The following is an 18975-nucleotide window of genomic DNA, read 5'->3' as shown; positions in this document are numbered from 1 at the left end:
CCCCACCCCGGCTTGGCAAGATCGCAGGATGTCCGAACCCAGCACCATCACCGACCCGGCCGACCCCCGCCTCGCCGACTACACCGGCCTCACCGACGTCGAACTGCGCCGCCGCCGCGAACCCGCCGAGGGCCTGTTCATCGCCGAGGGCGAGAAGGTCATCCGCCGCGCCCTCGCCGCCGGCTACCGGATGCGGTCGATGCTGCTCACCGCCAAGTGGCTCGACGTGATGGCCGACGTCATCGCCGAGGCCGAGGCGCCGGTCCACGTGGTCGAGCCCGGGCTGGCCGAAGCCGTCACCGGCTACCACGTCCACCGCGGCGCCCTCGCCTCGATGGAACGCAAGCCCCTCCCCGACGCCGCCGACGTCCTCACCGGGGCCCGAAGGGTCGCCGTCCTGGAGGGCCTGGTCGACCACACCAACCTCGGCGCGATCTTCCGCAGCGCCGCCGCCCTCGGGATGGACGCCGTCCTGCTCTCACCCGACTGCGCCGACCCGCTCTACCGGCGCGCCGTCAAGGTCTCCATGGGTGCCGTCTTCGCGGTCCCGTACGCCCGGCTCGACCCCTGGCCCGCCGCCCTCGACACCGTCCGCGCCGCCGGCTTCACCCTGCTCGCGCTGACCCCCGCCGAGAACGCCGTCGACCTCTCCACGCTCACCCCGCAGCGCCTCCCCAAGGCCGCCCTCATGCTCGGCGCCGAGGGCGACGGCCTCACCCCCCAGGCCATCGCCGCCGCCGACCACCCCGTCCGCATCCCGATGGCCCACGGCATCGACTCCCTCAACGTCGGCGCCGCCGCGGCGGTGGCCTTCTACGCCGTCACCACCCCCTGACCCGGAGGCTGGCCCCGACTTCACCGGAAGTCGGTCAGCCCGCGGCCGCCGTGGGCGGGGCCGGGGCGGCGGCGGGCGGCGGGGTGGGGAGGCCGGGGGCGACGGCGCCGGGCCAGGACTCGTCGAGGGTGCCGTCGGCGCGGGCGGTGTAGCGGGTGGAGGTGACGGCGCCGGTGGCGGCCACGCGCTCCTCACGGACGACCGTGCTGCCGTCGAGCCGCCAGGCGGCCGCAGCCTGCGGGTCCGCCGCCGAGGTACGGGAGGTGGTGGCGACCGGGGTGTCCCCGGCGAAGGTGTAGAGCTGGACGAGGTCGACCGGCGCCGAGCCCTCCGCCCGCCGCAGGACGACGACCGTGGCCGGCAGGCCCTTGTACCGGGCCGGCAGCACGGCGCTCAGCGCGACCTGAGGCCCGGCCCCGACGGAGTGCCCGTCCTTCAGCGCGATGACGGGCCCGCCCGCCCCGTCGGAGTAGCTGCGGTTCGGCCAGTCGACGGCCGGCACCGGCCCCTGCGGGGGCGTCAACGCGCCGTCCGCCGCGGCACCGCCGCGGGCCGCCGCCGGGAGCGGCGTGGCCGAGGGCAGCGGGGCGACGTCCGCCGAGGTCCCCGGTACCGCCGGCCCGCCGCCACCGCCCGTACCGGCCTTCGCACTCGCGACCGTTCCGGCCGGCGGCCGCAGCCCCTGGTCGCTCCCGTTCTCGCAGCCCTGCGCCGCCGCGATGGCCAGCGCCACCCCGACCGTCACGGTCACGAAGACGATCAGCCGCTGGCGCAGCAGCCGCTGCCGCGCGGTGCCGGGCCGCCCGCCGGGCGCGGGGGTGTGCTGGCGGTCCCGGGGTCTGGCCCGGTCACGGGTGCCGGGGCGCGCCGGGGGAGGCGTCTGAGGTCGGTCCGGACGGTCCGTTCGCAGCGGACGGGTCACGGGCGTCGGCTCGGGCCGGGGGAGAGGGGCACCCATGCCCTGCGGACGCCGCCCCGCGCCCCCGGACGCCTGCGCCCCCGGTCGCCCGGCCGCCGCACGGGCTCGCGCCGCGGCGGGAGGCTCGGGCGAGCGCCCGGGCGCCGGAACACCCTGGCGGGCACCGTCCTGCGGGGCGGGCGCGGACGCCCCGCGCCCCGGACGTGCCGTTCGCGTTCCACCGCCGGCAGCCCCCGCCGCCGCACCGCGCACCGCCAGCTCGCTGAGCCGCTCGTGCAGGGCCGCCGCGCCGGGCCGTTCGGCGGGCTCCTTGGCCAGGCAGGCCCGGATGAGCGGCGCCAGCTGCGGCGGCACCGCCGACAGGTCGGGCTCCTCGTGGACGACCCGGTACAGCATCACCTCGGAGGACGCCCCCGACCCGAACGGGGTGTCCCCGGTGAGCGCGTACGCGAGGGTGGCGCCGAAGGCGAAGACGTCCGTGGCGGGCGTGACGGCGGCCCCGCGCACCTGCTCGGGTGCGAGGAAGCCGGGGGAGCCGACGGCCGTGCCGACGTGGGTGAGGGTGCTGGCGCCGCGCGACCACGCGATGCCGAAGTCGATGATCCGCGGGCCCCGGGGGGAGAGCAGGATGTTGGAGGGCTTGAGGTCCCGGTGGACGACGCCGGCTTCGTGCACCTTGACCAGCCCGTCGGCGAGCGCGGCCCCGATCCGGGCGGCCTCGGGCCAGCTCAGCGGCCCCTCGTCGCCGACCCGCTTGTAGAGCGAGGGCCCGGGCACGTACGCGGTGGCCAGCCAGGGCCGGTCGGCCTCGATGTCCGAGCCGACCACGCGGGCGGTGCAGCCGCCCCTGATCCGGGAGGCGGCGGCGATCTCACGGGCGAAGCGGGTGCGGAACTCCTGGTCCTCGGCGAGTTCGGCGCGGATCAGCTTGAGGGCGACGCGCTGTCCGCGGCGGTCGGAGCCGAGGTACACCACGCCCATGCCGCCGGCGCCGAGCCGCCGGTGCAGGCGGTACGGCCCGACGATGCGGGGGTCCTCACGCCTCAGCCGCATCATCGCCATGTTCCGTTCCCCGTCAGCCTGTGGGTGAGGCCCCGTCGGTTGGGCCATCGTCAGTTCCTGTCTGGCACAGCTTACGGACTGCCCGCTGCGGTGTGCTGATACGCAACACCTCAAGCCGCCGTGGGATTGTCTGATCTTGCGTTGACCCGCAGGTCAGAGGGGTGCCGGAGCGCTTCTCGGGGTTCCCCCTCAGGGTTCCCCCGGGGGTCGGGTCAATCTTCCCTCCCCCTGCGGTAGTAGTCCCCGAGTCCGGGCGTCATCCTCCGGGACGTCCGAGGAACAGTACGACGGCATGACGTCCGAAGGACCCCGTGGCCAATAGCGTTGTGTCCAGCGGTGGACGGGGAGCTCGTCCCCCGAGGTAAGCCGTCCACCGCGCCAACTCGACCGGATCAGGAGTAAGGGCATGGCACCGCAGCTCACGGGAACCCCCCGCCGCCGTCGGCCGGCCTCCGTCCAGTCCCGGTCCACCACCGAGCAGCCCACCCGGCACCCCGCGGTGGCCCTGGCCATGGCCCTGCCGTGCGCCGTGCTCCTGGTGATCCTCTTCGGAGGTTGGGAGCAGATGGCGAACCAGGCGCAGGCCGTCGCCGATCTGATCAGCCGCTGACGAGGACGCGAGAAGGCGCCGCCCCTGGGGCGGCCACAGAACGGGCACCGGTCCCCAGGGGACGGGGAGCGGTGCCGCCGGGGAGGCCGCGGCCGCGATGACTCGCGGACGGGCGAGAGCGGTGCGCAGAGCGCCCCGGCAGGCGGAGACGCCGCGTACGGACGTCGGTGAGGGCGTCCGTACGCGGCTCTTCTTCTTCCGCAACGTCGGCACCGCCACCGGAGGGCCGACGCAAAAGGGCCGGGGCCGTGATCCTGACGGATCACGGCCCCGGCCGTTACTGTGCGCGATACTGGGATTGAACCAGTGACCCCTACCGTGTCAAGGTAGTGCTCTCCCGCTGAGCTAATCGCGCCTGGTGAGGCGGTCTTGCAGCAGGCCCCGGAGGACCCGACGTGCGCGATACTGGGATTGAACCAGTGACCCCTACCGTGTCAAGGTAGTGCTCTCCCGCTGAGCTAATCGCGCCTGGTGAGGCGGTCTTGCAGCAGATCCCGGAGGACCCGACGTGCGCGATACTGGGATTGAACCAGTGACCCCTACCGTGTCAAGGTAGTGCTCTCCCGCTGAGCTAATCGCGCGGGGAGGTCTCCCGGCAGAACCGGGTGATCCTCTTGGAGGTGGAGACGGGATTTGAACCCGTGTACACGGCTTTGCAGGCCGTTGCCTCGCCTCTCGGCCACTCCACCAGGCAACACACGAAGAACGATCTTACACTGTTCTCCATCGAGCGGACGACGAGATTCGAACTCGCGACCCTCACCTTGGCAAGGTGATGCTCTACCAACTGAGCCACGTCCGCCTGTCTCCCGGGGATCTCCGCCGGTTTTCCCGGCTGCGCTCCCTGGCGACGTGTTGAACTCTAGCGGATTCCCGGGCCAGCTAAAAATCCGTTCCCGCAGCATGCCGAGGGGATGCCCGCCGAGTGCCGTGCCGTCAGCCCTCCCGACCGGTCACCGGCCGCCACCTGCGACGCTCCCGGACGATCATCCGCAGGCCACCCGGCGCACACCGGAGCGACGCCCGGGACTGCTCACGCCCCGGCCCGCGCCCGGTCGCGGGCGCCCCCCGAGCCGGGCCCGCGCCCCCGACCTACACTTCAGGCACCGCCGCCCAGCAACACCGCGCAGGAGAACCGTGTCCGGCCACCCCGACCCCAGCACCCCGCTCGCCCGTTTCGGCGGCCGACTGGCCACCGGACTGCGCGACGTCACCTCGGACCCGGCCGCCCTCGACTCCTCCGGCCACTGGGCCGTCGCCTACGACTTCGAGGGCCGGCTGACCTGCGCCCGCTTCGACGAGGTCCGCCCCGCCCCCGCCCCGCCCTCCGGCGCCGGCTGGCGCGGCCCGGACGCCGGCAGCTGGCACAGCTCCATGGACCGCACCGCCTACACCGCGGGCGTGCGCCGCATCCGCGAGCACATAGCCACCGGCGAGGTGTACCAGGCCAACCTCTGCCGCGTCCTGTCCGCGCCGCTGCCCGACCCGGCCCGCAGCGACATCGACGCCCTCACCGGCCTCCTCGCCCACGGCAACCCCGCCCCCTACGCCGGCACCATCCGCCTGCCCGCGCACGGCGTCGAGATCGCCACCGCCTCACCCGAGCTCTACCTGCGCCGCACCGGCCGCACCGTCTCCTCCGGCCCGATCAAGGGCACCGGCCGCACCGAGCACGACCTCCTCGACAAGGACCACGCCGAGAACGTGATGATCGTGGACCTCGTCCGCAACGACCTCGGCCGGGTCTGCGAGAGCGGCAGCGTCACCGTCCCCGACCTCTGCGTCGTCGAGAAACACCCCGGCCTGGTCCACCTGGTCTCCACCGTCGAGGGCACCCTGCGCGAGGACGCCGGCTGGCCCGAACTCCTCGCCGCCACCTTCCCGCCCGGCTCCGTCACCGGCGCCCCCAAGTCCAGCGCCCTGCGGATCATCGACGCCCTGGAGACCGCCCCGCGCGGCCCGTACTGCGGCGCCGTCGGCTGGGTCGACGCCGACCGCGGCGAGGCCGAACTCGCTGTCGGCATCCGCACCTTCTGGCTCGACCGGACCGACCCGGGCACACCCGTCCTGCGCTTCGGCACCGGCGCCGGCATCACCTGGGGCTCCGACCCCGAACGCGAGTGGGCGGAAACGGAACTGAAGGCCGCCCGCCTGGTCGCGATAGCGTCGGGCACCGAACCCGACCCGACCGGGTCGTGAGCCCCACCGCTGAGGAGCAGCCCTCGATGCACAAGCGCACCACGAGCTGGGTCAACGGCACGCTCGTCGACTCCGCCGATGCCGCCGTCTCGGTCCTCGACCACGGCCTCACCACCGGCGACGGCGTCTTCGAGACCATGAAGGCCGTCGACGGCGAGGCCTTCGCGGTCACCCGCCACCTCGACCGGCTCACCCGCTCCGCCCGCGGCCTCGGCCTGACCGACCCCGACCACGACCTGGTCCGCGAGGCCTGCGCCCAGGTCCTCGCCGCCAACCCCGCGCCGCTCGGCCGCCTGCGGGTCACCTACACCGGGGGCAACGCCCCGCTCGGCTCCGAGCGCGGCACCACCGGCCCCACGCTCGTCGTCGCCCTCGGCGCCCTCACCCGCCGCCCGGACGAGACCGCCGCCGTCGTCGTCCCCTGGCGCCGCAACGAGCACAGCGCCGTCGCCGGCCTCAAGACCACCTCGTACGCCGAGAACGTCGTCGCCCTGGCCGCCGCCCACCGCGCCGGCGCCTCCGAGGCCCTGTTCGCCAACACCGCCGGCCGGCTCTGCGAGGGCACCGGCTCCAACGTCTTCGTGGTCATCGGCGGCCGCCTGCTCACCCCGACCCTCGCCTCCGGCTGCCTGGCCGGCATCACCCGGCAGCTCGTCGTCGACTGGTGCGGCGCCGAGGAGGCCGACCTCCCGCTCGACGCCCTCCAGGATGCCGAGGAGATCTTCCTGACCTCCACCACCCGTGACGTCCAGGCCGTCACCCGCGTCGACGACCGCGAGCTGCCCGGCATCGGCCCCGTCACCGCCAAGGCCATGGCCGTCTTCACCGAGCGCAGCGGCGACGACCTCGACCCCTGATCCGCCCGCTCCGGAAGGCCGAACCGGCCGCCTGGAGACACTCGTGGATAACCTTCCCGGCAGGGGGAAGGGACCACCACATGACCACCACGCTGCGCCCCGAGGGCCCGGAGACACCCACCGCGGCCGGCGGCCGCACCAGACGCTGGCGGATCCTGTCGAACGGCCACCCGGTCGGCGCGCTGCGCACCACCGCCACCCCGAACGGCGGCCAACTCTGGGGCGAGATATCCGAGTTGGAAGTCGCCGAAGCGCGCGGCCGTGGCCGTGGCACGTTCGGCGCGCTCGCCGCCGAGGAGGTGCTGCGCAACTGGGGCTGCGTCCGGGTGGACGTCCGGATCCCCGAACCGGCGTCGATCGCCCGCTCCCTCGCCGCCACCCTCGGCTACACCGAGCGGATGCGGACCATGAGCAAGCGCCTGACCGACGCCCCGGCCCTGCCCGCCGGGCTGGCCGTGCGTCCGATCGGCGCGGAAGCCCTCCGGGCCTGGCTCGACGAGGGCGCGGAGCGCTTCACCCGGGCGCTCGTCGCCTCCGGCCTCACCGAGGAGCAGGCCCGCGCCAAGGTGGACGGCGGACGGCGGCACCGGCTGCCGGAGGGTGCCGGGACCCCCGGCGTCGTCCTCAGCAGCCTGTACGGCGCCGACGGCGGGCCGGGCCCGTACGGCTCGATCTGGCTGGCCCTGCACCTGCGCGACCTGCCGGACGGCGAACCGCTCGCCTGGGTGATGGTGGTCGAGGTGTCCCCGGCCCACCGGGGCCGGGGACACGGCCGCACCCTGATGCTGCTCGCCGAGCGGGAGTGCCTCGCCGCCGGGGTGCGCAACCTCGGCCTCAACGTCTTCGCCGACAACGCCGTCGCCGTCCGGCTCTACGGCTCGCTCGGCTACCGGGTCACCGAACGCCTCTACGGCAAGGCACTCTGACGTGCCGTCAGGAAGCCCTGGCCGCCTCGATGACGGCCTCGATCCGCTCCCGAAGCCCCTCCTGGCTCTTCCCGCCGTCCAGCCGCTCGCGGCCGATCACGTACGTCGGCGTGCCGGTGACCCCGATCGCCTTCCCCTCGGCCTGGTCGGCGTCGACGGTCAGCATGTGCCGGCCGTCGATCAGCGCGGTGTCGACCTCCTCGACGTCCACCCCGACCTCCCGGGCGACATCCAGCAGCACCTGTTGCCCACGCGCGTCCAGCTCCTCGACTCGGGCCAGCAGGGCCTCGACGAACGGCCAGCCCAGCCCCTGGGCGAACGCCTCCTCGGCGGCCTCGGCGGCGGCGTAGGCGTGCTTGTGCTTCTCCAGCGGGAAGTGCCGCAGCTCCACGGACAGGGCGTCGCCGTACCGTGCGCGCAGCGCCCGTACGTCGTCCAGCGCGGTGCGGCAGTCCGGGCACTGCAGGTCGCACCAGAACTCGAGGCGGGGGAGGGAACCATCGATCATTCCCCCAGTGTTCCACTAGTGGGCGCCCGCTCCGGCCGGCGGTGCGCCCGCGGGCGCACCGACAGGGAGGCACCGATGACCAGGAAGACCGGACGCGAAGAGGCGGCCCCGTGCTGAGCGCGGCGATCAGCTTCATCCTCACGGCGGCCGGGGTGGCCGTCGCGAGTCTACGGGCCTACCGCCGGCGCTTCCTCTCGGCGACCCGCTGGTTCGCGGTGGCCCTGCTGCCCGCCGGGCTCTATCTGACCGGCCTGTTCCCGTTGGCGAGCACGATCGGCCGGGCGTTCACCGACTGGGCGGCGAAGCTGGTCTTCGACCCCCGGGTGTGGACCGGTGTCGTGCTGCTGGGCGTCTCCGCGGTCCTGCTGGTCACCACCCGTTGGGTGGGCCGCCGTGGCAGCGCGGTGGAGAACGCGCCGGAGCGCCCCGCGGTCGCCGGCCCGGCGCCCGAACGCCAGGCCCTGGCGCCGGCCGCCCAGGCGCCGAAGGCGGCCAGGAAGCAGGCCGGGGGCAAGCGGGACGACGGCCTGGGCGACTTCGCCGACATCGAGGAGATCCTCCGCAAGCGCGGGATCTGAGCGCACCGGGGGTCAGGCGGAGGGGACGGTCTCCGCCGAGCGCTGCCGTGCCCGGTAGGCGGCGACGTGCAGCCGGTTGCCGCAGGTGCGGCTGTCGCAGTAGCGCCGGGAGCGGTTCCGGGAGAGGTCGACGAAGACCCGCGCGCAGTCCGGCGCCTCGCACCGGCGCAGCCGCTCCCGCTCGCCCGCCATGAGGATGAAGGCCAGCGCCATGCCCAGCTCGGCCGCCAGGTGGTCGCCGAGCGCGGCGTGCGGCGCGAAGTAGTGGATGTGCCAGTCGTGGCCGTCGTGGTCGGTGAGCCGGGGCGTGGTGCCGGCGGCGGCGACGATCGCGTTGACCAGTTCGGCGGCCTCCGCGGTGGACTCCGTCCCGAACACCTCGCGCAGCCGGGTGCGCAGCTCGTGCACCCGGCACAGGTCGTCCTCGGTCAGCGAGTCGATCTCGCTGATCTCCTGGCCGACCACGAAGGCGCCCAGTGCGGCGACGTCCGGCAGTCGCTCGGCGCCGCACACCTCGGGCGCGGTGTTGAGCAGCTCCACGAGGATGCTCAGCGCGCACTCGGTGTCATGGGTGATCAGCACGTTGGGGGCTCCTCGCGCAGGGGGACTCCGATACCCCGCGTCCACGGTTACCCCAGACCATACCGGGCCTTGTGCCAGAAGGGTGGCGCGTTCTTTCGAAGGCGTGTGCGGATCCCGTCAGAGCGTCCGAAACCGGGCGCCGACCCGCCGCCCGGGGCTCGGAGTGGTGTCCGGGCCCGGTGGTGCGTGCGACCCCGGAAAGACGTCGACGCCCGACACCGAGGCCGGCCACCCGTTCGGATGGCCGGCTACGGTGCCGGGCGCCTTCGGTGCTGCGGGCCCGCTCCGGTGGGAGCGGGCCGTCCACCGGCCCCGAGGCCGCGTCGTGCGCGGCTGAGTCCGCTGCCGTGCCCCCGAGTAGGACGGCTGCGATGACGGCAGGGGGTACGGCCCCGCCGACGGCGGGGCGTGACCGCCTCCGGTCGGGGTCAGCTTTCGGCGAGGATGTGGGAGAGCTCCCGGTCGAGGTCGAAGTGACGGTGTTCGGTGCCGGGTGGCACGGCGGCGTCCGTTCGCTTGAGGAACGACTCAAGCGCCCGGGCCGGGGCCTCCAGCAGGGCTTCTCCTTCCGGAGAGCTAAGCGCGATGCAGACCACCCCTTGCCCGTGGCTGCGGGACGGCCACACCCGGACGTCGCCGGTACCGGTGGGTCGGTGCAGCCCCTCCGCGAGGAGATCTCGGGCGAACACCCACTCCACGGTCTCGTCGGCGCCCGTGTGGAACGTGGCGTGCACGGCGTAGGGGTCGGCGGTGTCGTAGCGCAGGCCCGCGGGGACGGGCAGTGAGGACTCGCTGGACACGATGAGGCGCAGGTGCAGCTCGCAGCTGACCGTGGTGTTCATAAGCGCCATGGCCTTTCGCTCAGTGTGCGCTCGGGGAATCGCACGTCGGCGAACGGACCATCCCACCCCCAAGACCGATGTAAACCCCTCTGTCCCGATTCGGGCGCGAGTCGTACCCCTTACGGCGCATTGCGGAATCGCCACGGGGCGGCCGGGCCTGGCATTAGCGAGGCACTTCTTGGTTAGTTTCCTGGCATGACTGTGCGAAACGACAAGACGGGCGGGAACACGAGAACGGGTGAAGCGACTACAGCGGATGACGCGGCCGTCGACGACGGCCGGGCGGTGGGCTCCCGAGCCCCGGCCTTCGTCCGTCGATCCCCGGCGCTGCACCGGGCCTGGCAGGCGGCGATCTTCCTGGCCGGCCTCGCCGTGGTCGGGCTCGGCGTGGTCATGCTGCCGCTGCCCGGCCCCGGCTGGGTGGTGATCTTCCTGGGCATGGGGATCTGGGCCACCGAGTTCGTCTGGGCCCGGCTGGCCCTGCGCTGGACCCGACGCAAGGTCGCCGAGGCCGCCCGGCGGGCCATGGACCCGAGGGTGCGCCGCCGCAACCTGGCGGTCACCGCGATCGGGCTGGCCGCCCTCGTCGGCGCGGGCGGCTGGTACCTCGCCCGGTACGGCATGGTCGTCCCCTGGCAGCTGGGCCGGAGCTGAGCCGCCCGGGGTCGGGGCCGCGAGCGGGGAGGGTGTTCGGACCACCCTCCGGGATGCGGTAATGTTTTCCCTGCACCCGGGCGATTAGCTCAGCGGGAGAGCACTTCGTTCACACCGAAGGGGTCACTGGTTCGATCCCAGTATCGCCCACCGGAATGCATTGTGATATGTGAGGCCCAGTCGATTATCGGCTGGGCCTCACATGTATTTCCGGAATCCTTCTGAAGGGCCGTCCGTAATCGGCTGAGGCACTGTCACCATCCGTGCGGAGTGCGAGTTCTGCGGATGTGCCGGCCGCACCCCCGAAGGGGCGAGTTGTACGACGACCCCCGAATGGTGCTATGGTTCTTCTCGTTGCCCGGGCGATTAGCTCAGCGGGAGAGCACTTCGTTCACACCGAAGGGGTCACTGGTTCGATCCCAGTATCGCCCACCGGACAGCACGCAGGCCCTGACCAGGAAACCGGTCAGGGCCTGCGGCGCGTCCAGGGCTCGGGAAGCCGTGAGCCGCCCGGTTACGCCGCCGCCTCGCACACGTGCTCCGACTCCAGCCGGCGCCCGCAGCCGCACCGGGCCGGCCGCAGCGGCCAGGACAGGTCCACCCGCTCCGTCGCCCCCGAGCGGTCGAACCAGCTCTGCAGCCCGCGCGCCTGCGCCGCGTGCCAGACCGTCTGCCGCAGGTGCAGTTCGGCCGCCGTCAGGCCGCCGAGCGCCGCCGGGTAGCGGGCGCCTATGCGCCGGGTCAGCGCCAGCGACGCCGTCGCGTCCGCCGCCGCGTCGTGCGCCCCGGCCAGCTCCACGCCGTAGTGGGCGCACAGGTCGGTCAGCGTCCGGCGGCCCTTGCGGTAACGGTCCACGTGCTTGTCCAGCACCCGCGGATCCACCACCAGCAGGCTGCACCCCTCCAGCCCGCCGGTCAGCGTCAGCCCGTGATGGCGGCGCAACTCCCGGTCCAGCAGCGTCAGATCGTACGGCGCGTTCATCACCACCACCGGATGCCCGGCCCGCGCCTCGGCCGCCAGCGCGCGGGTGACCTCCGCCACCACCGCCCGGGCCGGGCGGCCGTGGGTGCGCACCTGCTCGTCGGAGATGCCGTGCACCGCGCGGGCGCCGTCCGGGATCGGGACGCCCGGATCGGCGAGCCAGGTGGTGGTCCGCACCGGTGCGCCCGGGGCGAGTTGGACGACCAGGGCGGCGGAGACGATCCGATCGGTCTCCACGTCCACGCCGGTGGTCTCGGTGTCGAACGAGGCGAGTGGGCCGGTGTACCAGTGCTGCTGCATGACTGCCCCTCAGACGAGCGTTGCCGCGCCCGGTTGATACCCGGTTCTGACGCCGCTTCAACCCGTTTGGCCCAGGCCCGACCGGGGATCCTGCCCATGACCGTCCCGTTTCGTATGACTGGCGCCGTTCGAATCCGGACGGGCCCGGAGCCCCGGGGAGGCGACGGGGGCGATGGCACTGACACAGCCGCAGCCCGAGGGGGCGGCGGCCGTCCTGCGGGGGAACCTCGCGGTCACCGCCTGCATGGAGACACTGCAGGTCGGCTACCTGCACGCGGTCGCCGCCGCGGCCGGCTGCTCGCTCTCCCAGCCGTTCCCGGACAACGGCATCGACTGGCAGGTCAACCACGGCTCCCGGGCGCACCAGGTGGACGACGAGGTCACCATCAAGATCCAGCTCAAGGCCACCCAGCAGATCGCCCCCGACCCGGCCGGACGGTTCTTCAGCTTCACCCTGGACAACGACCACCTGCGCAAACTCGCCCGGGCCAGGGTCGCCGTACCCCGGATCCTGGTCGTGATGCTGCTGCCGAGCAGCGTCGACCACTGGCTCCGGGCCCGCCCGGACGCTCTGGAACTGCGCCACTGCTGCTACTGGGTCAACCTGGCCGGCCACCCGGTCACCGGACAGCGCCGCACCAACGTCCGGGTGCCCACCGACAAGGTCTTCGACGACCGCGCGCTCTGCGACATCATGGCCCGGGTCGGCGCGGGCGGCAGCCCGTGACCGGCCGGCCCCGGCAGCGAGGAACCGACCCCATGACACCGCCGCACGGACCGGGTGAGCCGGCCCGCCCCCTGCCCGACCCGGCCACTGTCGACCCCGCGGTGCTGGCCACCCTGCTCGCCCGGCACGGCTGGATCCGCCGCGGCGGCCCGGCGGCCCGGTACGGACGCTGGACCCCGCCCGACGGCGAACCCGGCACCAGCCTGCTCGTCCCGGCCGGCGACGGCTTCGACGACGCGGTCGAACTCCTCGCCGACGCCGTCACCGCGCTCTCCCGCTCCCATACCCCCTCCGCCCGCTCGATCCTGCTCGCCCTCGCCGTCCCCGGCGACGAACTGCGCTGGCACCGCGAACCGCCCGGCACCGCTGACGCCACCTCCTGGGACGACGCCGAGCGGCTCCGGCAGGCGGCGCGCGGAATGCTCGCCGCCGGGGCCAAGGCCGCCCGCACCCGGGCCGCCTACTTCGGCGCCCGGCTGGACGGCCTGGCCGGAGACTTCCTGGACCGCGTCCTGGTGGTCGAACAGGGCGCCGCCCTCACCGCGTACAGCCCCGCCCCCGAGGGCCGCGCCGCCGTCACCACCCTCGTCCGCGCCCTGGAGGCGCTGCGCGACGCGGTCGACTACCGCCGGGTCAGCGGCGGGCCCGAGGCCTTCGAGAACGCCGTCCAGGCCGGGGTCAGCCGGGAACTCGTCCAGTCCGTCGAGGAACTCGTCCGCGACGCCACGGCGGCCCGGCTCTCCGTCGCCTGGTCGCCCGCCGCCGGGACGCCGGGAGGCTTCGGAGACCGCCGGATCGTCCTCGACTTCTCCCCAGGGGACCTGCCCGCCCTCACCGAGGCCGCCGAACTGCTGGAGCGGATCGAGCCCGCCGTCGCCGTCACCGTGGTCGGAGTCGTCACCCGGCTCAAGCGCAACGACCCCGCCGGACCGGGCTCGGTACGGCTGCGCGTCCTCGGCGGCGCCGAGATCCGCGACCTCAAGCTCCGCCTGCCCGACCCCGACTACCGGCTCGCCGCCGAGGCCCACCTCGCGGGCCTGCCGGTCCGGGTCTCCGGGCGGCTGGAGCGGCACGGCGGCTTCCGCCGGCTCACCCGCGCGCACGGCCTGGAGGTGTGCGGCTGGGAGGAGGGGGACCGGGAGCGGCTGCTGAAGTCGCTCGGCGAGGCGGACCAAGAAGGGGGAGTAGGGACGTAGGTGGACGGTGGGGGCGGCGCTCTCGGTACCATCGTCACGCGCAGCGCAGTGTTGCGTCCTCTGAAATCCAGCACGTCAGGAGAGACCGGTGACGGACGTCCGGGTAATCATCAGCCGCGAACCCGATCGGGAAGAGCGCGTGGTGACGACGGGCACCACGGCCGCCGAGCTCTTCGCCGACGACCGCTCGATCATCGCCGCCCGCGTCGCCGGCCAGCTCAAGGACCTCGCCTACGCCGTCCAGGACGGCGACGAGGTCGAGCCGGTCGAGATCGGCAGCAAGGACGGCCTCGACATCCTGCGCCACTCCACCGCGCACGTCATGGCCCAGGCCGTGCAGCAGCTCTACCCCGAGGCCAAGCTCGGCATCGGCCCGCCGGTCAAGGACGGCTTCTACTACGACTTCGACGTCGAGAAGCCGTTCCACCCCGATGACCTCAAGGCCATCGAGAAGCGCATGCAGGAGATCATCAAGCGCGGGCAGAAGTTCTCCCGCCGCGTGGTCACCGACGAGTCCGCCCGCGAGGAGCTGGCCGCCGAGCCGTACAAGCTGGAGCTGATCGGCCTCAAGGGCTCCGCCGCCACCGCCGGCGAGGGCGCCGACGTCGAGGTCGGCACCGGCGAGCTCACCATCTACGACAACCTGGACGCCAAGAGCGGCGAGCAGTGCTGGGGCGACCTCTGCCGCGGCCCGCACCTGCCCAGCACCCGCCACATCCCGGCGTTCAAGCTGATGCGCAACGCGTCCGCCTACTGGCGCGGCAGCGAGAAGAATCCGCAGTTGCAGCGCATCTACGGCACCGCCTGGCCGACCAAGGACGAGCTGAAGGCCCACCTCGACTTCCTCGTCGAGGCCGAGAAGCGCGACCACCGCAAGCTCGGCAACGAGCTCGACCTCTTCTCGATCCCCGAGGAGATCGGCTCCGGCCTCGCCGTCTTCCACCCCAAGGGCGGCATCATCCGCCGGGCGATGGAGGACTACTCGCGCAAGCGGCACGAGGAAGAGGGCTACGAGTTCGTCTACACCCCGCACGCCACCAAGGGGAAGCTCTTCGAGAAGAGCGGCCACCTCGACTGGTACGCGGACGGTATGTACCCGCCCATGCAGCTCGACGAGGGCGTGGACTACTACCTCAAGCCGATGAACTGCCCGATGCACAACCTGATCTTCGACGCGCGCGGTCGCTCCTACCGTGAACTGCCGCTGCGCCTCTTCGAGTTCGGGACGGTGTACCGCTACGAGAAGTCCGGCGTCGTGCACGGCCTGACCCGGGCCCGCGGCTTCACGCAGGACGACGCGCACATCTACTGCACCCGCGAGCAGATGGCGGCGGAGCTCGACTCCACGCTGACCTTCGTGCTCAACCTCCTCCGTGACTACGGTCTGACCGACTTCTACCTGGAGCTGTCGACCAAGGACCCGGTCAAGTACGTCGGCAGCGACGAGACCTGGGAGGAGGCCACCGCCGTCCTGGCGAGCGTGGCCGAGAAGCAGGGCCTGCCGCTGGTGCCGGACCCGGGTGGCGCGGCCTTCTACGGGCCGAAGATCTCGGTGCAGGCCAAAGATGCCATTGGCCGGACTTGGCAGATGAGCACGATCCAGCTGGACTTCAACCTGCCCGAGCGCTTCGACCTGGAGTACACCGCGGCGGACGGCTCGCGCCAGCGACCGGTCATGATCCACCGCGCGCTCTTCGGTTCGATCGAGCGCTTCTTCGCGGTGCTGCTGGAGCACTACGCCGGCGCCATGCCGCCGTGGCTGGCCCCGGTCACCGTGACCGGCATCCCGATCACCGACGAGCACGTGCCGTACCTGCTGGAGGTCGCGGCCGAGCTCAAGAAGCACGGGATCCGGGTCGAGGTGGACACCTCGGACGACCGCATGCAGAAGAAGATCAGGAACGCGCAGCGCTCCAAGACGCCGTTCATGCTCATCGCCGGCAACGACGACGTCGAGGCGGGTGCGGTGTCCTTCCGCTACCGCAGCGGCGAGCAGAAGAACGGCGTGCCAGTCGACGAGGCGATCGCCGAGATCGTTGATGCTGTGGCGCGCCGTATCCAGGTGTGACGTAGTCCCCGCCTGAGCGGGGGTGGCCCGATGCGGAATGCGCACAAGGCCAAGGTGCCATCGGCCCCGCCCACGCGGGGATGCGCGGGGCAGGCTCTTCAAGAGTCTGCCCCGCGCGGCTTTGCAAGCCCGGTCGGGCGAATATGCTGATCAGCATGACGACTGAGCCGGAACTGCAGCGGGGCGTCGGTGAGCCGGACGGCTTCCGCCGCCTGTGGACCCCCCATCGGATGGCGTACATCCAGGGTGAGAACAAGCCCACCGGCCCGGCTCCGGACGACGGTTGTCCGTTCTGCGCGATCCCGTCGCTGAGCGACGAGGAGGGGCTGATCATCGCCCGGGGGAGTGCCGTGTTCGCGGTGCTCAACCTCTACCCGTACAACGGCGGCCACTTGATGGTGGTCCCGTACCGGCACGTGGCCGACTACACGGACCTGGACGAGGCGGAGACGGCCGAGCTGGCCGACTTCACCAAGAAGGCGATGACCGCGCTGCGTGCGGCCTCCGGGGCGCACGGGTTCAACATCGGGATGAACCAGGGCACCGCGGCCGGCGCCGGGATCGCGGCGCACCTGCACCAGCACGTGGTGCCGCGCTGGGGCGGGGACACCAACTTCATGCCGGTGGTGGGCCACACCAAGGTGCTGCCGCAGCTGCTGGCGGACACCCGCAAGATGCTGGCCGAGGTCTGGCCGCAGGGCTGACCGGCGGCGCGAGAAGGGGCCCGTCACCGAGATCCTCGGTGGCGGGCCCCTCCGCGTGCGTGCGGGCTCAGCCGGCGTTGAAGGTGTCGACGTCGTACGGCCGGCTGCCCTGCGCCTCGGACTTGATGATCGAGGTGCGGTTCTTGAAGAAGCGGTCGGCGTCGAGGTCGTGCTCCTGGAGGAACTCCAGCGTGGCGGTGTGGACCGCGTTGAGGACCGGCACGGAGGCGTTCATGGCGTTGTCGATCATGGTGCGGCTGTCCCAGGCGCGGCCGACCCAGACGTGCCGCAGGCCGAACGGCTCGGGCAGGCCGAGTCCGCCGCCGAGCCAGCCGAGCAGGCCGGGCATCCGGTAGAAGGGGGCCCGGACGGCCTGGCGGACGACCTCGTCGTTGTCGATCAGGGGGAGCTTGACGGTGCGCTCCTCCCAGAACTTCACGGTCTTGGCGACCGTCTTCTCCTTGTCCTTGGGTTTGTCGAAGAAGACGCCCTTGACCGGGCCGAGCGCGTAGCCGGCCACCGAGATGGTCAGCACGTTGGCGAGCAGGGTGACCGTGACGGTGAAGGTGATGACCAGCTTGCCGTCGTGGGTGATGAACTGGGTGGCGAGGTAGTGCCGGGGGCCGCCGGGGAAGGTCTGCTTGTCGGCGATGCTCTGCACGGCGAAGTCGCGCATCCGGTCGCCGTCCATGTCGGCGTTGCCGGGGCGGCTGATCTCGTCCGCGCCGGCGCCGATGTCGAAGACCACCCACTGCTTGATGGCCACGTTGGGGATGCCGCTGTTGGCGACGTGGCTGATGCCGAGGCCCTTGAGGTGGGAGGAGATCCGGCGGACCAGGTCCCAGGGGTGGAAGGCACGGAAGTCGGCGTGGCCCTCGGCGGGGTGGAGGGTGTCGGCGAGGCGCCACTCGCCCCAGCGGCGGCCGGCGCCGAGGATGCCCTTGGGGACGGCGTAGTGCTGGACGTTGGTCTCCTGCTCGGCGTCCAGCCGGCCCAGCTTGTCGCGCAGGTCGACGGCCTTCTTGTCGAGGTCGTCGCGGGGGACGGCCTTGGCGACAGTGGCGGCCACGGCGCTGCCCTCGACCAGGGACTGCCAGCGGGCGCGCATGTCCTTGGCGGAGCGCAGGACGATCCGGCGGGCGAGGTACCAGCCGATGACCGGGGCCAGCATCGTGATGCGCAGGTAGACGCCCAGGGCGCCGGTGGCCGGGGGGCGCACCGTGAAGACGACGGCCAGGACGGCGGCCAGGAGGAGGGTGATGGCGCCGAAGACGGCCGCGTTCTTCGGGTTGTCCCGCTTGAGCCAGGCGCGGACCTGGAAGGCGGCGAGCCAGAGCAGGGTGCCGGGGAGCGCGAGCACGCCCGTGACGAGGGTGATGCCGGTGAGCTTGCGGTCGCGGGTGTGGCGCAGTTCCTCGGCGGCCAGGCAGTGCTCGACGACCTGGCGGGTGTCGACGCCGAAGGACGGGACGAGGGGTTTGCGGCCGCCGCCGAGGGCGCGGGAGACGAGCGCCTTGCTGAAGGCTTCACCCGCGTTGGGGCGGAAGAGGGCGAAGCGGCCCTTCTTCTCCTTGGCGTCGGTGACGGCCTCCACGAAGGCGCCGACCTCGCCGTCGCGGTAGGCGGCCGAGGAGAGCGCCTGGGTGACGGCGGTCTGCGGGCCGGCGTCCGTTCGGGGTATCTGCGCACCCGGGGTCATGTCGAGTGTGGTCACGGTGGCGTCCCCTCCTCCCCTTGTCAGCGGCAGGTTACCGTGCCGCGGTACCCCGGCGCCGATGATCGTCTGAAGTACCGTCACGATCGAGCCGTGCCGGGCTCGGGAGGCATGATGCCCGGCTCGGGGCCGGTCGATACCCGCCGGGGCCGGCCGGGGTGGGGTGGAGGAGGATGGTGGGGGAGCCGAGGATAGGGGAGCCGCTGTGAAGGATCCGGTGCTGGTATTCGACGGGGACTGCGCGTTCTGTTCGTCGTGTGTGCGGTGGGCCGAGCGGTACCTGCGGCAGACGCTGGCCTCGGGGGGCTGGGAGGCGGAGGCGTTCCAGTTCGCGGACCTGGCGGGGCTGGACGCGCGCGCGGGCGGCCGGGGCGAGGTGTCGGCCGAGCGGGCGGAGCGCGAGGTGCTGTGGGTGACGCCGACGGGGCGGGTGTACGGGGGCGCACAGGCGGTTGCGCGGCTGCTGATGCGCTCCGGTGGGGCGTGGGCGTATCTGGGCGCGGTGTTGACGGCGGCGCCGGTGCGGCCGGTGGCGGCCCTGGCGTACCGGTGGGTGGCGCGCAACCGGCACCGGCTGCCGGGGGGTACGGCGGCGTGTGCGCTGCCGAACCGCTAGGGCCTGTCTTCGGACTCCCGTCGTCCGCCCGGAGGGCGGGCGGGGCGGCGTTGGGGTGCGTGCATCGCAAGGCGGAGGAGGGAGCCACTGCGGAGC

General features: G+C 72.9%; 17 protein-coding genes, 7 tRNA genes and 1 pseudogene. 14 read left to right on the top strand and 11 right to left on the bottom strand.

The window, feature by feature from the left end; all coding sequences use genetic code 11:
• Positions 1 to 28: 28 nt before the first annotated feature.
• Positions 29 to 835, top strand: coding sequence for a TrmH family RNA methyltransferase (locus OP86_RS21545; protein ID WP_030056275.1), 807 nt, complete (start codon positions 29 to 31; stop codon positions 833 to 835).
• Between the two features lie 616 nt (positions 836 to 1451).
• On the opposite strand, the pseudogene OP86_RS21540 reads toward OP86_RS21545, so the two are convergent.
• A pseudogene (locus OP86_RS21540) lies at positions 1452 to 2816 on the bottom strand (serine/threonine-protein kinase); the annotation flags it as partial.
• 406 nt (positions 2817 to 3222) lie between these two features.
• Here OP86_RS21540 and OP86_RS21535 point away from each other — a divergent pair.
• Positions 3223 to 3426, top strand: a complete 204-nt coding sequence (locus tag OP86_RS21535; RefSeq protein ID WP_030056274.1) for a hypothetical protein — start codon at positions 3223 to 3225, stop codon at positions 3424 to 3426.
• Between the two features lie 283 nt (positions 3427 to 3709).
• Here OP86_RS21535 and OP86_RS21530 read toward each other — a convergent pair.
• The 5 genes from OP86_RS21530 to OP86_RS21510 form a co-directional block, all read right to left on the bottom strand.
• Positions 3710 to 3781 (bottom strand) — tRNA-Val (locus tag OP86_RS21530).
• A 41-nt stretch (positions 3782 to 3822) separates the two neighbouring features.
• Positions 3823 to 3894 (bottom strand) — tRNA-Val (locus OP86_RS21525).
• 41 nt (positions 3895 to 3935) lie between these two features.
• Positions 3936 to 4007: transfer RNA gene (locus tag OP86_RS21520), tRNA-Val, on the bottom strand.
• 34 nt (positions 4008 to 4041) lie between these two features.
• Positions 4042 to 4115 (bottom strand) — tRNA-Cys (locus tag OP86_RS21515).
• A 40-nt stretch (positions 4116 to 4155) separates the two neighbouring features.
• Positions 4156 to 4228, bottom strand: a tRNA-Gly gene (locus OP86_RS21510).
• A gap of 335 nt (positions 4229 to 4563) precedes the next feature.
• On the opposite strand from OP86_RS21510, the gene OP86_RS21505 reads away from it, so the two are divergent.
• The 3 genes from OP86_RS21505 to OP86_RS21495 all read left to right on the top strand — a co-directional run bounded on the left by OP86_RS21505 (position 4564) and on the right by OP86_RS21495 (position 7408).
• Positions 4564 to 5625: a chorismate-binding protein gene (locus OP86_RS21505; RefSeq protein WP_030056273.1), complete on the top strand. Its 1062-nt coding sequence runs from the start codon at positions 4564 to 4566 to the stop codon at positions 5623 to 5625.
• 26 nt (positions 5626 to 5651) lie between these two features.
• The gene (locus OP86_RS21500) at positions 5652 to 6482 is read left to right on the top strand and encodes an aminotransferase class IV (RefSeq protein WP_030056272.1); all 831 of its coding nucleotides are present in this window, start codon (positions 5652 to 5654) and stop codon (positions 6480 to 6482) included.
• A gap of 80 nt (positions 6483 to 6562) precedes the next feature.
• Positions 6563 to 7408: a GNAT family N-acetyltransferase gene (locus OP86_RS21495; protein ID WP_030256182.1), complete on the top strand. Its 846-nt coding sequence runs from the start codon at positions 6563 to 6565 to the stop codon at positions 7406 to 7408.
• A 7-nt stretch (positions 7409 to 7415) separates the two neighbouring features.
• On the opposite strand, the gene OP86_RS21490 is transcribed toward OP86_RS21495, so the two are convergent.
• Positions 7416 to 7916, bottom strand: a complete 501-nt coding sequence (locus OP86_RS21490) for a DsbA family protein (protein WP_030056269.1) — start codon at positions 7914 to 7916, stop codon at positions 7416 to 7418.
• Positions 7917 to 8026: 110 nt separating this feature from the next.
• Here OP86_RS21490 and OP86_RS21485 point away from each other — a divergent pair, with 110 nt between their 5' ends.
• Entirely contained in the window at positions 8027 to 8494 is a 468-nt protein-coding gene (locus OP86_RS21485; protein ID WP_030056268.1) for a hypothetical protein, read from the top strand.
• Between the two features lie 12 nt (positions 8495 to 8506).
• On the opposite strand, the gene OP86_RS21480 is transcribed toward OP86_RS21485, so the two are convergent.
• Both OP86_RS21480 and OP86_RS21475 read right to left on the bottom strand, forming a co-directional pair.
• Positions 8507 to 9076: a CGNR zinc finger domain-containing protein gene (locus OP86_RS21480; protein ID WP_030056267.1), complete on the bottom strand. Its 570-nt coding sequence runs from the start codon at positions 9074 to 9076 to the stop codon at positions 8507 to 8509.
• Between the two features lie 428 nt (positions 9077 to 9504).
• The gene (locus OP86_RS21475) at positions 9505 to 9918 is read right to left on the bottom strand and encodes an SsgA family sporulation/cell division regulator (protein ID WP_030056266.1); all 414 of its coding nucleotides are present in this window, start codon (positions 9916 to 9918) and stop codon (positions 9505 to 9507) included.
• A 285-nt stretch (positions 9919 to 10203) separates the two neighbouring features.
• Here OP86_RS21475 and OP86_RS21470 point away from each other — a divergent pair, with 285 nt between their 5' ends.
• The 3 genes from OP86_RS21470 (at position 10204) to OP86_RS21460 (ending at position 11004) form a co-directional block, all read left to right on the top strand.
• A complete protein-coding gene (locus OP86_RS21470) occupies positions 10204 to 10572 on the top strand; it encodes a TIGR02611 family protein (protein ID WP_051830379.1) in 369 nt (122 codons plus the stop codon).
• Between the two features lie 78 nt (positions 10573 to 10650).
• A tRNA-Val gene (locus tag OP86_RS21465) sits at positions 10651 to 10722 on the top strand.
• Between the two features lie 210 nt (positions 10723 to 10932).
• Positions 10933 to 11004, top strand: a tRNA-Val gene (locus OP86_RS21460).
• Between the two features lie 82 nt (positions 11005 to 11086).
• Here OP86_RS21460 and OP86_RS21455 read toward each other — a convergent pair.
• Positions 11087 to 11854, bottom strand: coding sequence for an exonuclease domain-containing protein (locus OP86_RS21455; RefSeq protein ID WP_030056264.1), 768 nt, complete (start codon positions 11852 to 11854; stop codon positions 11087 to 11089).
• Between the two features lie 172 nt (positions 11855 to 12026).
• On the opposite strand from OP86_RS21455, the gene OP86_RS21450 reads away from it, so the two are divergent.
• The 4 genes from OP86_RS21450 to OP86_RS21435 all read left to right on the top strand — a co-directional run bounded on the left by OP86_RS21450 (position 12027) and on the right by OP86_RS21435 (position 16549).
• Entirely contained in the window at positions 12027 to 12581 is a 555-nt protein-coding gene (locus OP86_RS21450) for a DUF4365 domain-containing protein (RefSeq protein ID WP_030056263.1), read from the top strand.
• Between the two features lie 32 nt (positions 12582 to 12613).
• Positions 12614 to 13777, top strand: coding sequence for a hypothetical protein (locus OP86_RS21445; protein ID WP_051830378.1), 1164 nt, complete (start codon positions 12614 to 12616; stop codon positions 13775 to 13777).
• A gap of 88 nt (positions 13778 to 13865) precedes the next feature.
• Complete coding sequence (gene thrS, locus OP86_RS21440) at positions 13866 to 15845, top strand: threonine--tRNA ligase (RefSeq protein WP_030056261.1); 1980 nt, start codon at positions 13866 to 13868, stop codon at positions 15843 to 15845.
• Between the two features lie 143 nt (positions 15846 to 15988).
• Complete coding sequence (locus OP86_RS21435; protein WP_030056260.1) at positions 15989 to 16549, top strand: HIT family protein; 561 nt, start codon at positions 15989 to 15991, stop codon at positions 16547 to 16549.
• Between the two features lie 67 nt (positions 16550 to 16616).
• Here the strand turns inward: OP86_RS21435 and OP86_RS21430 are convergent, their stop codons facing one another.
• Complete coding sequence (locus OP86_RS21430) at positions 16617 to 18263, bottom strand: hypothetical protein (protein WP_030056259.1); 1647 nt, start codon at positions 18261 to 18263, stop codon at positions 16617 to 16619.
• A 217-nt stretch (positions 18264 to 18480) separates the two neighbouring features.
• Here OP86_RS21430 and OP86_RS21425 point away from each other — a divergent pair, with 217 nt between their 5' ends.
• Entirely contained in the window at positions 18481 to 18879 is a 399-nt protein-coding gene (locus OP86_RS21425; protein WP_342447788.1) for a thiol-disulfide oxidoreductase DCC family protein, read from the top strand.
• The last annotated feature ends 96 nt before the right edge of the window (positions 18880 to 18975 follow it).

Source organism: Streptomyces novaecaesareae, assembly GCF_000716875.1.
Classification (GTDB): Bacteria; Actinomycetota; Actinomycetes; order Streptomycetales; family Streptomycetaceae; genus Kitasatospora; species Kitasatospora novaecaesareae.
This window is presented reverse-complemented; position numbering and strand designations above follow the sequence as displayed.